Genomic DNA, 13574 nt, shown 5'->3' on the forward strand with positions numbered 1-13574 from the left:
TCAGAAACGCCAGGTCACCCCGCCGCCAATGATGTGCAGAGCGCTGTTGGGGTATTGGCCGCAGAGTGTTTCACCGGAGCGCTTGCTCTGATGCACGTCCATGTCACCGAGCCAGGCCAGCGAGTAGTTGACGTTGAGGTCCATGTCATCGGCGAGTTCATAGTGCAGGCCGGTGGCCAGGCGCCAGGTTTCGTTCATCGGGTTATCCACGGTGCGGTCCTTGTCCTTGACCGCCGAGCTGTCGTAGGCCACGCCCATGTTCCAGCGCAGCTTCGGGCTGAGCAGGCGCTGTGCACCCAGTGACAGGTGCCAGGTGTCTTGATACTGGCGGCTTACCGTGCCGATGGCCGATCCGGCGGCCGTGTCCAGCGAGACACCGATATCGCCGAAGTCGCTCCAGTCCTGCCAGTTCGCCGAGCCCAGCAGGGTCCATTGTTCATTGAGCTGGTGGGCCACGCTCAGGGTCAGCGTCTGCGGAATACTCATCTGCAGCTCAAGCCCATTGCCTTGCAGGCCGGACAGTGCCTGATTGAGCAGTGGATTTCGAAGGCCCTGGACCTGCGGCGAGTCCTCGAAGTCGAGCTTGACCTTGCTGGTGTAGGCCAGGCCCAGGGTGGTGCGTGCGTCCAGTTGATAGCGCAGGCCCAGGTTCAGGCCGACCCCGGTGGTGCTGTCCTTGTACTGCACTTGCCCATCCTCCTTGAACGGGCTGACCGGCAGCAGCGCGTTGTTATCGACGGCCATTTCGGTGTTGTAGTAACCGACCACCAGGCGCGGACCGATGCCCACTGACACCTTGTCATTGATCGCGTAGGCAAAGGTCGGCTGCAGCGAGATGCCGAGCAGCGTCGACTTCTGGGTGAAATAGCGCCCGGCCCAGTCATCGTCATAGTCCGCGCTCAGGCCGAAGTTGCCGTACAGGCCGAAGCCGACACTGGCGCGCTCGTCGATCTGATGACTGATGAAAAAACTGCTGCCCGGCAACATGGGCAGGGGGTTGCCGCCTTCGTTGCCAGCAAAGTCGTTGGCGCTGTCGCGCCGAAAACCAAGGTCGCCGAGCACCGCCTGGCCGTTGAAGCTGACCTGGGTGCCCTTGAGCGCGGCAATGCCGGCGGGGTTGCTCATCAATACGCTCGGATCGCTGGCCAGCGCCGCGGAACCGGCATTGGCCAGGCCGGCGCCTTCCTGGCCGACTTCGTAGAGCTGGATGCCGCCCGCCAGCACTTGGCCGGCAGCGCCGGTCAGGGCGAGGAAAATCAAGGATTTAATCGACCTCATCATCTTTTACCCATTACCAATGGTGGTGGGGTCCAGTCGCCTTTGATCAACGCCTGGGAAGGGCCGTAGGCGCGAATGGTCAGGGCAAACTCGCGCTCTGGCGCCGGCAGCCAGTTAGCCACTTTGTCTTGCGCCGGGCGCTTATGCTGGATGTACAGGGTGAGCGAACCGTCTGCGTTGTACTTCAGATCCTTGTTCTTGGTGCCGGTCGAGTGCCGATTGATCTCGTTGGCGGCAAAGAAATGCAACGAGTCATACAGGGTCAACGACCAGAAGCCAGACACCGGTGGTGTCTGGCCGGCCGGGAAGGTCAAGGTGTAGTCGTGCAGGCCGCTCAGGCGTTGACCCGCGCCGTCTTCTTCGCGGAACAGGTAGGTGGTTTCGTTGACATGGTTCTCGAAAATGTTCGACTTGGCGATCGCCAGGCGTGTCAGGTAATCGGTGCCAAAGGCCGCATTGTTGAACGGGCGATTCCAGCCATTGGCGATGCGCACACCGTTACTGCTCAGGTTGAAAAGCGGGTCGACCAGTTCCTTTTCGCTCTGTTGTGCGGTGTCTTGCAACACCTTGGCAATCGCCGGGTTCGCTTCTGCGGCGCCGATCAATGCGCGAAATTGCCCATACAGCGATTCTTCGCCCGGCAGTGGCGGTACTTCGCTCAGCACACGCTTCAATTGCCCGAAAAACCGTTCCGGGGTCACCCATTGGGTCTCGCCTGCGGGTTGGTCGGCAGCCGCTTTGGGCAGCGGCAGCTTGGGCAGGTTCTGCCAGTCAATGGTCTTGACCTTGCCGTCGAACGCCGAGAGCGGGTACATGGCGATCTGACTGAGGACCGGTTGGATCGCCTTGCGGTCCTGGGCGGTATCGGCCATGAAGACACGGGGAATCACCACACCGGTATGGGTCGGCGAGCGCAATACGGCTTCGACGCCCGCAGGTTTTTCGCCTTTCCAGTCCGGCCCGACGATCAGGTAGAAACCAGGCGGGGTGCCATAGATCTTCGCCACCTGCGCAAAACTGTCGGTGCGCTGGTCAGCCAGTTCGAACATCCAGAAACGGTCACCAAAGTCGGGGACTTGCAGGATCACTGGCTCCTTGTCCAGCGCCAGGGCGCCAAACCCGTAGACCACGTCCTGGTTGGGATGGGCAACGACGCGGATGGTTGGGTCGATATAGTCCGACAGCATTGCCAACTGATTGACCGGCGCCACCGGGGTCGGGCCGAGCAGGCCGATGATCGGCACTTGCTCGTACATCATGCGTCGGGTTTGCAGGTTCACCAGGGGCCAGCCCCAGGCATAGGCCATTTGCGCCACGGCATGGGCATAACCGGGGGGCATCACGGTGTTGGCCACCGGCCCCTGGGGCAATGTGGTTTCGCCGGCGGTGGCCGGCAGGGCGATCAGCAGGCCGCCGAGGGTCATGGCGGTGAGGGTCAAGCGCATGACCCTGGGCGTGTTGAGCTTACTCATGGATTTGCACCTGGGGCAGTTCGTATTGACTCTTCAGCACTTCGTCCTTTGGCTGATAGAGCCGCAGAATCATGTAGAAAGGCCCTTTGGGCGCCGGCAACCAGTTGGCCGCGAATTCGCCGTTCGGTTGTTCCGCTTGCAGCGGCACGTCGAACGAACCATCGGCGCGCACTTTCAAGCCTGGGGTATCGGAGCCTAGTTTGTAGCGGGCGATAGGGTTGTCGACCAACATCTTGTCCACGGCGTTGTAGACCGTCAGCGACCAGAAGGCGTCCACCGGTGGCGTACTCTTGAAGTGCAGTACATAACGTTTGGCGCCCGTCAGTTGTTCTCCCTTGGCGTCAGTGGAACGCAGCGGGTACATCGCTTCCTTTTCACCCTGGCCACCGAGATAAGGGCCGCTGACCAGTGCGCGCAACGGGTAGTTGCTGCCGAAACTGTCCAGGCCGGTGGCCCAGGTCCAGCCATTGCGCTGAGTCCCCGCCGTAGCCATCGCAGAAACCGCCACTTTCGGGCCATCGGCCAGTGCGCGCAGCAAACCGGCCTTTTGCGCTGGCGTCAGGCGCGAAGGATCAAAGCCCCGGGCGGTCAGGCCGAAACGGGCGAACTGGGCAAACAGAGCTTCGTCACGGGGGGGCACCGGGTTGTCTTTGAGGGCTGCGGCCAGTTCGCGGAAAAAGTCCAGTCCATCGTTGCTCGCTGCCGGTAGCGCCGACAACGATTCGCTCTTTGGCTGATAGTCCGGGTTGTTGCGTTGCGACAGTGGGCGCAGGGTGAACTGTTTTTGCAAGCTATGCAGCGGCGCCAGATCTTCGCCGTCCTTGACGTGCAGGCGGCCCCAAAGCCAGGCCTTGCGGGTGCTCACATCCAGGCGCTTCAAGCCTGCGGGCAGCGTGCCCTGCCAGCCCGGCGGAACGAGTACGTAATCCCCGGCAGCGGTGCCGGTGGTGCGGCGACCGACGTAGTGCTCCAGTTCCTGCCACAGGTTGAACACGTTGATCACGTAATAGCGGTCGGCAGTGTCGGGCACATGCAATACGTAGGGCTCATCCAGCTGTACCACGGCGCTCAGGTACAGCGTGTCGTTGTTGGCCGTCGGCATGTCCTTGGCCGACGGCGTGGCCAGGCTCTCGGCCCAGCCCAATTGATTGAGCGGGGCGCGGTAGCTGGTGGGCGGACGCGGGCTCGGCACCTTGGTGTAGTCGCGCATCACACGCTCCATGCGCACCAGCGGATAACCCCAGACATAGGCGTTGATCCCGTTGGCGTAGGCGTCGGCCTCAAGTCCGGCCACGATGTTTTCCTGGCTGGTGGGCATGCTCAACAGCGCATCGGGCTGGCCTTGGGCGAATCCTGTGGTGCTGAGCAAGCCGCTGCCTAGTAGGAGGGTGGCAATGGCACAGCATTGCGATAACGTGTTTTTCGGCATGAAAACGCTCCCATGTGCTCGCCGGACGCCCCCGAAGGAGCGTCCGGTCTCACCTGTGTGGACATAGAGTGAAAGACGGTAGAACAGCGGGGCCTCAGTTCGACATCGAGGCCATTCCGATGCCACCGGCACCTTTCTGCGAGGGCGGGAAGTCCTTCATGCTTTTGGCAAAGGACTGCATGTAAGGCGCGATGATCGGAATGATCCAGCTGCGCTGTTGCTGCCAGCGGAAGTGGTCGCCGGCCTCAGGCGAACGCTCGTACGGGTCGACCTTGATGTCGATGACCAGCCCACCGGGGATCTTCTTCGCTTCCTCCATCCACTTGTCCTTGACGGCGGTGTGCACTTTCCACTGATCAACCCGTACCGCGTTCATGCTGGTCTCGGCAAAGAAGAAAAACTCATGGCGGTTCGACTTGCCGTTGGGCTTGGTCAGCATGTCCAGTTGGTTGTAGCCGTCCAGGTGGTTCTTGAAGGTCTCGCCATCGAGGTGCAGGCCGGTGAGTAGTTTTTCTTTGACGTCGCTCTGGCCGACCGCCGCCATCAGAGTTGGCACCCAGTCTTCGGACGTCATGAACTCACCGGTCCAGGTGTTCGGCTTGATGTTCCCCGGCCAGCGAACCAGCATCGGTACGCGGAAACCACCATCCCAGGTCAGGCCTTTTTCGCCACGGAACGACGCCGCACCGGAATCCGGCCAGTGGGACAGGTTGACGCCGTTGTCGGAGGTGAACAGCACGATGGTGTTCTTCGCCAGCCCCTGGTCATCCAGGGTTTTCAGCAGTTTGCCTACCAGCGAGTCGAGCTGCAGGATCGCGTCGGTGTATTCGGTATGGCCACTCTTGCCCAGCCACTCGTCACTGACGTGGATCTTCTGGTGCATGCGCGAGGGGTTGTACCAAAGGAAAAATGGCTTGTCGGCGGCTTTCTGCTTCTTGATCCAATCAATCGACAGGTCGGTGAACTGGTCATCGACGCTCTTCATGCGCTCGATGGTCAACGGCCCTTCGTCGGTGATTGTCTGCTTGCCGACACGACCCCAGCGCGGGTCGACGGTCGCATCGTCATTGGCGGTGGCCACCGAGTGGATCATGTTGCGCGGGATTCCCGGGAAGTTCGGGTCTTTGGGGAAGTTGGTCATTTCGGCGATTTCCATCACGTTCAAGTGATAGAGGAAACCGAAGAACTCATCAAAACCATGGACGGTCGGCAGGTATTCGTTGCGATCGCCGACGTGCGACTTGCCGAACATGCCGGTCGCATAGCCCTGAGCCTTGAGCAACTGGGCCAACGTCACGTCGCTGTCCTGGATACCGACTTTGGCGCCCGGTTGGCCGACAGCGGTCAAACCGGTGCGGATCGGATACTGACCTGTGATGAACGCTGCGCGACCAGCGGTGCAGCTCGGCTGTGCGTAGTAGTCGGAAACCATCATGCCTTCCTGGGCAATCCGGTCGATGTTGGGGGTGGTGACGGCGCCAAGCCCGCGGTTGTAGGCCGAGATATCCATGGGGGCCATGTCGTCGACCATAATCACCACGATATTGGGTTTCTCGGCAGCCTGGGTAACGCCCATCGCCGCAAGGCTCAGGCCGAGCCCCAGCAGGGCAGTTCGAATGAGGTGCATGTTAATTCCTGTGCATTACGGGAGCGGCAAACGTGAGCCGGTGTGGACTAGGCGCCTGGACGCCGCGCAAGGGTGCCGTGCCGGGCGTGACCGACATAGAACGCCGGTCGGGTGCCCGGGAACATCCAGAACGCTGTCATTTCGGACGATGGAAAGACATTCGGGAATCGCGGGTCACGCTTGGAGGGGCCAGCCACCGTGGCTTCCTGAACCATTGAGATGTATTGGTCGACGGCGTTTTCCAGGGTATTGCCGTTGATGATCACTTCCGTGCCGATCATCTGTGCGTACTCGGCCACTCCCGCGGCCGTGGACAGCAAGGGCGCGTAGGCGTCGACGCTGACGCCGTTTTCACTGGTCACCCACAATCCTTCGTCGGTGTGCACGACGATCGAGTGGTTACCCTCCGTGTGTCCCGGTGTATGCATCAAGGCAACGCCATCACCAAGCATGATCGAGCCGTCGAAGCAGATCACCTTGTCTTGCGGCACGCCGGCAATCCCACTCGGGCAGTACCAGTCGGCCTGGTACGGATTGAGGTCTTTGGTGGATTCCCATTCGCGCCAGTGCACCAGCAACTTGGCGTTCGGGAACAGACCGGGTGCGTTATCGGTGCCGAGCCAGCGGCGAATGTCCTGGGTGTGCAGGTGATCGTAGGTGATGTAGTCGATGTCTTCGGGATTCAGGCCCAGGCGGGTCAGGACCTCGGGCACGGTGTTCTGGCGGTTGATGAGGATCTTGGTCAGCCAGTTGGCCGTGCGGTCCTGCAGGCGGCGAAAGAACGGCGTTTCACCATTGCGCTCGTGATCCGAAGGCGAGGTGAGCATGGTCTTGAGGCCTTGCGGGGTATCGAACTGAACGACGAACAGACGGTTCTGGATGTGCATGTACTCGACCAGCCGTTCGCGGGAAAACGCATTGCGCAGGCCGTAGCGAACGGGGTAGGGCACCTTGACCAGATTGAAGGACTCAAAGTAACGGGCTTTGGGGCCGCTCAACATGTCCTGGCGAAATTGCAGCGCGGCCAAACGGGTGTCTTCGACGCGCGCCTGTTGTCCGGCCGCAGCGCGGGAGTCTTCGAAATGACGAATTTGTTCAAATGCACTCATGTGGGAGCGTCCTGTGATTGTTGTTATCAGGTATTGCGGCGAATGCTCCTGGCCAGGTTGCGGTCGACGATCCAGCGTTGCAGCGATGTGCATTTGCGCGCCAGGGCACGGATCAACCGGGCCTTGAACCCCGGGGTGATCATGAACTGCCGGCGCTGGATGCCACGCAGGATGCCCACCACCGCCTGATCGACCGTCAGTACGCCGGCCACGGCGTTGAGTGAGCGGGTGACGGGGCTGCCGTGCTGGCGTTCGTAGTCGAGCAATGGCGTCTGGATTTCACCGGGGCAGACCACCGACACATCAATGCCGCAGAGTTTCTGCTCGGCGCGCAACACTTCCGCCAGACCGACCACGCCAAACTTGGAGGCGGCGTAGGCGGCTTGGGTGTAACTGCCAACCACACCGGCCAGAGAAGCCATGAACACCAGGTGGCCCTGGGGCGAAAAGTGCTTGAGGGCGCTGGCGGCGAAGTTGCGGCTGCCCATCAGATTGACGTCGATCACCTGGCGGAAGGTTTCATAAGCCAGCTCGGTAAATACCGCGTTGCGCATGAGACCGGCGCAATTGAACGCCAGGTCCGCCGTCCCCTGTTGGGCATGAGCGCTGGCCATGGCCGCGTCCACCCCTACCGGATCGGTGATGTCCACCGGGTAAAAAACCACGGATTGACTCGGTGCTTTGCTCATCGTCTTCAGGCGAGTCAACACTTGCTCGGGGATCTGCAGGTCGAAAATCGCGATACTGCAGCCTTCTGCAATCAACGCCTGGGCGAACCCCAAACCGATGCCGCTGCCAGCACCGGACAGGTAGGCTACCCGGGGAACGCGATACTTCCAGTCAGTCATGATTCGGCCTGCAGGTGGGAGGTGACAGTTGTCCGGCGCAGTGGCGTTCACGGGCAACGCATAGGCCACCAAGTTATCGCTCCACGCCGCCTACCACTTGATAAAAGGCGAATGAAACTTGATCTATCACGAACACGCGGTGTGCAGGAAGCCGACTCGCCAGTTGTGGCCTCTCGATCCAGTCACTACTTGCAGCATGTCGTTGTTGGTCAGTTGCACGCGTGCTGCACCAGGTAACGGGCGGCCCGTCCCAGCACAAGGGCCGTGAATGCCGGCGCAAGCAAGCTCAGGCTGGAGTGGAGATGGGGGGGCTGGTCCAGAGCACTCCAGACGCTGTGAAGGTTGAGCCCAAGCTGAGTGAAATTCATGTCTGGTCGATGCCTTTGCGGCTGGGCAATGGTGAAGCAGGTAGCTGTGTCCGTGGGCGAGGTGAAACCCTTCAGCCCGACGTACAAGCTTATCCAGGAGCAATTCTGGCGACTTGACATCAGGCGAATAAAAGTTGATTGATTGCGAAAGTACCCCCCAAGGAAAAGCGCGATGTTCCTGTTACGCAGCGGCGCAATCGAAGGCTATAGCCCTCTGGTGTCCCAACTGGGCGAGAACCCGGTGAACCTGTTGCGTGACGCCGGGATGGTGGTTGCCCAACTGCGCCAGCCCAACAGTTACCTGTCCTACGAGAAAACCGCGGACTTGCTCGATGAAACCGCGCGGCAATGCCGGGAACCGTTGTTTGGCCTGCGCCTGGCCTCTTGCCAAAACCTGTTGGCTATCGGTGAGGTCGCCTTGTCGGGCAGCGGGCAGGCGACCGTGGCTGACGCCCTGGATTTTGCCCGCCAGTACCTGTACCTGCACGCCAGTGGTTTGCATCTGGAGCGCAGCAAGCGCGGCGAACGCGCCGAAGTCAGGTTGAGTTTCGACTTCACCAACGAGCGCGGCTTACTGCACTTGAGTCAGCTCAGTGCGGCGCAACTGTTCAATGCGGTGAAAATACTGACCGGTGTCGACAGCCCGCACATACGATTGCACCTGCAGCAGGGCGCAGTGAAGAGCCCTGGGTGGCAAGCGGCCAATGCGTATGGCAAGGTGCGATTCGACAGCGCATTCGACGGCATCAGCTTTCCTGTTGAGTACCTCAAACGCTCGCCGCAGGCCAATGAAGACCTGATGCGCGAACACCTGCTGCACCGAATGCAGCTGCTCAAGACCCAATACCCTGACAACCTCAAGGCGCAGGTTTGCCATTTGATCGGCAGCCTCCTGCACACCGGTGAATGTGGCATTGATGCCGTCAGCAGCTCTCTGGGTGTGCAACCGCGAGTCCTGCAGAAGCGCCTGCAGTGCGAAGACACCAGTTTCAGTCGGTTGCTACAGGAAACCCGGCTGGAAATCGCCAAGCAGAACCTGTTGCGGGACAAAACCAGCATCACCGACCTGGCATTGAATCTGGGCTACGCCGACGTCTCGGTATTCAGCCGTCATTTCAAACAATGGACCGGGCTTTCCCCGCGAAACTGGCGGGCCGAGCAACAACCCAGCGCTGAACTCCGATAGTCGTTTACCGGGTAGTTACGCTGCGGTATTCGGTAACGTGCCGAGGGCTACACGCGGGTGTGGCTCAAATTCACGGGCTGACCAAGGATTAGCTGCATGCAGGTTTTCCTGCATTTTTAATCCAGGTATCAAGCTCCCTCACCATTTTGTTGACCTCACTGTCCTCTCGTTCCGAGGGGCGGACTATGGCGTTCCAGGCGATGTCGAGGCCGTCATTCAGGGCGGCCCACGCCAGCTCCCCACGCTCAAGGCTGGGGCTCACCAGATCCCGTTGCAATATGCTGATTCCGTATCCTGAGCGAACCAGTTCGACGATGGCTTCGATCAATTCCACCGTGATCATGCGGCGCGGCAGGATGCTGGCGGGAGCGAAAAACCGGTCATATTCCCAGCCACTGGCGCGATCGGTTGAGTACGTCACCAGGTTGTACGTCTTGAAGTCCTGCGCGTAGATGTTTTTCCGGCCGGCAAGAGGATGATCGGTCGCCATGATCGCAATCAGGTCGTCCCGAAAAAGCGGCAGTTTTGCGACGCCACTGGGCACCATGCCGTCATCGATGATGGACACATCAAGCCGACCTTGCATCAGGCTCGCGTAAACGTCGTTGCGGGGCACGGTCACCAGTGTGATTTCGATGTCGGGCCGAAGATGGGAGTAGTGCTTGATGAATTTTGGAATCCAGCGAAACGGGCCGTAGGAGGTGACCCCCATACGGACAAACGCGGTGACGCCACCGGCCATGGACCGAGCTTCGGACTCGGCTTCATTGAGAGTGGCGATGATGTCCTTGGCGGCTCGCTCCAGGCGCACCCCGGCGGGGCTGAGTCGCAGTTTGCCACCTGATCGTTCCGTCAGGCTCACCCCCAGGCGCCGCTCCGCTTCGCGTATGCGGTGACTGACGGCTGAAGGGGTCAGCCATAAGCGCTCGGCCACCGCGGTGACCGAGTCGACTTCTGCCAAGGTTTGCAACATCACCAGATGATCGAGCGTCAGTCTCATTGTCGTGCGACCTGAAAATAATTCACAAAATTGCGTAAAATTATGAGCGTGACTTGTTTTTGGCGGCGATGCAATCTGAATCCAGCAGAACCACCGGAGACCAACAATAATGACTACCCTGCCTTTCACACCTGCGCCAACCCTGAGCGATATCATCGATCTCGAGCGTTATCCCATTACCGATCGCACCAGCCCCGCTTATCTCGAACTGGTCAAGCACAGCCAGTCGTTGCTGGGACAAGAGGGGGTCGCGATCTTCCCGGGTTTTGTTCGTGATTCATCGGTTCTCGCGATGGCGCAACAAACACTTGCCCTGCACTCGCACATGTTTCATTTTCGGGAAAACCACACGGTTTACTTCAAACCGCAGGATGAAAGTGTTGACCCGGCGCATCCGCTACGGCGGTTGATGAACACGGCGAAAGACACCGTCGCGTATGCCGATATTCCCGGCGATCATTTGATCCGGCAGATCTACGGATCGGACGAAGTCCTTGCCTTCATCAAGGATGTCCTGGCCCTGGACACGCTCTATCGTCATGCCGACCCACTGGCCGCCCTTAACTTGCAGGGCTTCACGGCTGGACAGGAGTTGGGGTGGCACTTTGACCGTTCCGACTTCAGCGTCACGCTGTCCCTTCAGGCGGCGAATGCTGGCGGGGATTTTGAGTACGTGCGCATGCTGCGCAATGAAAACGACGATTGTTATGACGCCGTCAGGGAGTTCCTCGATAACCCGAACACTCAGCAGGTCGAGGTTCTGCCTCAAGTGCCCGGCACCCTGACATTGTTCCGTGGCCGCTATTCATTGCACCGGGTCACGCCGGTGGAAGGGGACAGGCTGAGACTCAACGCAGTGTTTGCGTACGTGGACCAGCCCAATGTCGAGTTCAGTGCCTATGCCCGGCAATTGTTTTACGGGCGTACCTCCGTTGACCCGACAGCCTGAGTTTTGCCCATAACAATAAAAGTAATTTGCCTTACGTGTTTGCGCGCGTTTGTTCCTGTGTCGCACACAACAGTTCGCTGCCCCCAATAAAAACGATTCGGAGCGTCTGATCATGAAAAACAGGAAGCGTTTGCTGGCCTCGTTACTTACCCTCGGCCTGCTTGTCGGCAGTGCCTCAAGCCAGGCTGCGGGATGGTGTGAATCGGGCAAGCCGGTGAAGTTCGCCGGGTTGAACTGGGAGAGCGGGATGCTCCTCACCGACATCATGATGATCGTGCTCAAGGAAGGCTACGGCTGCACAACGGACCAGTTGGTGGGTAACACCATCATTCTTGAGACCGCGCTGGCCAGCAACGACATTCAAGTGTTTGGCGAAGAGTGGATGGAGCGCAGCGAAGTCTGGAAGAAGGCTTCGGCAGCCGGGAAGGTTGTCGGGGTTGGCGCTCCGATCGTTGGTGCGACTCAAGGCTGGTATGTGCCGCGCTATGTCGTGGAGGGGGACGCAAAACGCAATCGACCGGCGCAAGCACCCGACCTCAAGACAGTCGCGGACCTGAGCAAGTACCCGGGCGTTTTCAAAGACGCGGAGGAACCGTCCAAAGGCCGCTTCTACAATTGTCCCGCTGGCTGGATCTGCGAGCAGGAGAATACCGAGATGCTGAAGGACTACGGCCTTGAAAGCACCTTCATCAACTTCCGTCCAGGCACGGGTGCGGCATTGGATGCAGCGGTCCTGTCCAGCTACAAACGCGGCGAGCCGGTCCTGTTCTACTACTGGTCACCGACCCCGTTGATGGGCGAGATCGATGCCATAAGACTGGAGGAAAAGACCGGGGCCAACAAAGACGTCATCACCATGGTCGGGCTCTCCAAGGCGTTTCATGAACAGGCGCCCGAGCTGGTCGCCGTATTGGAGAAGGTCAACATTCCCATTGATCTGCTGAATCAGAACCTGGCCAGGATGACCCGCGAACGCATCGAGTCGCCGAAGCTGGCCAGGATATTCCTCAAGGAACACCCGGAAGTTTGGCATGCCTGGGTGGATGAAGGCGTCGCAAAAAAGATCGAGGCATCGCTCTAACCGGCCTCCAGGGCAAGGACGCCCGCCTTCTGTAACACCCCTCTGAACATAACCTCTTTACCCTTTCTACAACGTGGAGGCTTCTCTTTGCCTCCGGGAATCATGACGATGATCAAATCACGAGCGGCCGTCGCCTTCGCGGCGAACCAGCCTCTGCAAATTGTCGAAATCGATGTGGCGCCACCGCAAGCCGGTGAGGTGCGGGTGCGCATTGTTGCGACAGGCGTGTGCCATACCGATGCGTTTACCTTGTCCGGCGCCGATCCGGAAGGGATCTTCCCTGTCATTCTGGGCCACGAAGGTGGCGGTATTGTCGAAGCGGTGGGCGAGGGGGTGACCTCGCTTGCAGTGGGCGATCATGTGATCCCGCTCTACACCCCGGAATGCGGGGATTGCAAATACTGCAGGTCCGGCAAGACCAATCTCTGCCAGAAAATTCGCGCAACCCAGGGCAAGGGATTGATGCCAGATGGCACCAGCCGTTTCTCCTACAATGGCCAGCCCCTGTTCCACTACATGGGCACGTCGACCTTTTCCGAATACACCGTGCTACCGGAAATTTCCCTGGCCAAAATCCCCAAGGATGCGCCACTGGAAAAGGTCTGCCTGCTCGGTTGCGGTGTGACCACCGGCATTGGTGCGGTGCTCAACACGGCAAAAGTGGAAGAGGGCGCCAGCGTGGCGATCTTCGGTCTGGGCGGCATCGGCCTGGCCGCCATCATTGGCGCGACCATGGCCAAGGCCGGTCGCATCATTGCCATCGATATCAACCCGGCCAAGTTCGACATCGCCAGGCAACTGGGCGCTACCGACTTCATCAACCCCAAGGATTACGACAGACCGATCCAGGACGTGATCGTCGAGATGACCGAGGGCGGTGTCGACTATTCCTTCGAATGCATTGGCAACGTCCATCTGATGCGCGCGGCCCTGGAGTGTTGCCATAAAGGTTGGGGGGAGTCGGTGATCATCGGCGTGGCCGGGGCGGGTCAGGAAATCAGTACCCGACCGTTCCAGCTGGTGACCGGTCGGGTCTGGCGCGGCTCGGCATTTGGCGGTGTCAAAGGCCGCAGCGAACTGCCCACTTATGTGGAAAAGTCCCAGGCCGGCGAAATACCGCTCGACACCTTCATCACCCACACCATGGGGCTTGAGGACATCAACAAGGCCTTCGCGCTGATGCATGAAGGCAAGAGCATACGCACCGTTATCCATTTCGATCGCTGA

General features: G+C 59.8%; 11 protein-coding genes. 4 read left to right on the top strand and 7 right to left on the bottom strand.

The window, feature by feature from the left end:
* The 6 genes from H7995_RS02880 to H7995_RS02905 all read right to left on the bottom strand — a co-directional run bounded on the left by H7995_RS02880 (position 1) and on the right by H7995_RS02905 (position 7763).
* Entirely contained in the window at positions 1-1278 is a 1278-nt protein-coding gene (locus H7995_RS02880) for an OmpP1/FadL family transporter (protein ID WP_182344715.1), read from the bottom strand.
* Positions 1278-2750 (bottom strand): DUF1254 domain-containing protein, encoded by a 1473-nt coding sequence (locus H7995_RS02885; RefSeq protein WP_232534529.1) that lies wholly within the window; start codon positions 2748-2750, stop codon positions 1278-1280. The genes H7995_RS02880 and H7995_RS02885 overlap by 1 nt, the downstream gene beginning before the upstream one ends.
* A complete protein-coding gene (locus H7995_RS02890; protein ID WP_185817948.1) occupies positions 2743-4179 on the bottom strand; it encodes a DUF1254 domain-containing protein in 1437 nt (478 codons plus the stop codon). The genes H7995_RS02885 and H7995_RS02890 overlap by 8 nt, the downstream gene beginning before the upstream one ends.
* A 94-nt stretch (positions 4180-4273) precedes the next feature.
* Entirely contained in the window at positions 4274-5806 is a 1533-nt protein-coding gene (locus H7995_RS02895) for an arylsulfatase (RefSeq protein ID WP_185817949.1), read from the bottom strand.
* Between the two features lie 47 nt (positions 5807-5853).
* Entirely contained in the window at positions 5854-6915 is a 1062-nt protein-coding gene (locus tag H7995_RS02900; protein ID WP_182340399.1) for an MBL fold metallo-hydrolase, read from the bottom strand.
* Positions 6916-6941: 26 nt separating this feature from the next.
* Positions 6942-7763 (bottom strand): SDR family NAD(P)-dependent oxidoreductase, encoded by an 822-nt coding sequence (locus tag H7995_RS02905; protein ID WP_182340397.1) that lies wholly within the window; start codon positions 7761-7763, stop codon positions 6942-6944.
* A gap of 540 nt (positions 7764-8303) precedes the next feature.
* Between H7995_RS02905 and H7995_RS02910 the strand changes: the two genes are divergently transcribed.
* Positions 8304-9317 carry a helix-turn-helix transcriptional regulator gene (locus H7995_RS02910; RefSeq protein WP_182340395.1) on the top strand — a complete coding sequence of 338 codons (1014 nt, stop codon included), beginning with the start codon at positions 8304-8306 and terminating at the stop codon, positions 9315-9317.
* Positions 9318-9405: 88 nt separating this feature from the next.
* On the opposite strand, the gene H7995_RS02915 is transcribed toward H7995_RS02910, so the two are convergent.
* Positions 9406-10317: a LysR family transcriptional regulator gene (locus H7995_RS02915; protein WP_166589583.1), complete on the bottom strand. Its 912-nt coding sequence runs from the start codon at positions 10315-10317 to the stop codon at positions 9406-9408.
* Positions 10318-10426: 109 nt separating this feature from the next.
* Between H7995_RS02915 and H7995_RS02920 the strand changes: the two genes are divergently transcribed.
* From H7995_RS02920 to H7995_RS02930, 3 genes are all read left to right on the top strand, one after another.
* Positions 10427-11266, top strand: coding sequence for a HalD/BesD family halogenase (locus H7995_RS02920; RefSeq protein WP_166589584.1), 840 nt, complete (start codon positions 10427-10429; stop codon positions 11264-11266).
* A 112-nt stretch (positions 11267-11378) separates the two neighbouring features.
* Positions 11379-12347, top strand: coding sequence for an ABC transporter substrate-binding protein (locus tag H7995_RS02925; protein ID WP_166589659.1), 969 nt, complete (start codon positions 11379-11381; stop codon positions 12345-12347).
* Between the two features lie 108 nt (positions 12348-12455).
* Positions 12456-13574, top strand: coding sequence for an S-(hydroxymethyl)glutathione dehydrogenase/class III alcohol dehydrogenase (locus H7995_RS02930; protein WP_166589585.1), 1119 nt, complete (start codon positions 12456-12458; stop codon positions 13572-13574).

It is taken from the genome of Pseudomonas kielensis, from assembly GCF_014236655.1.
In the GTDB taxonomy this organism is placed as follows: Bacteria; Pseudomonadota; Gammaproteobacteria; order Pseudomonadales; family Pseudomonadaceae; genus Aquipseudomonas; species Aquipseudomonas kielensis.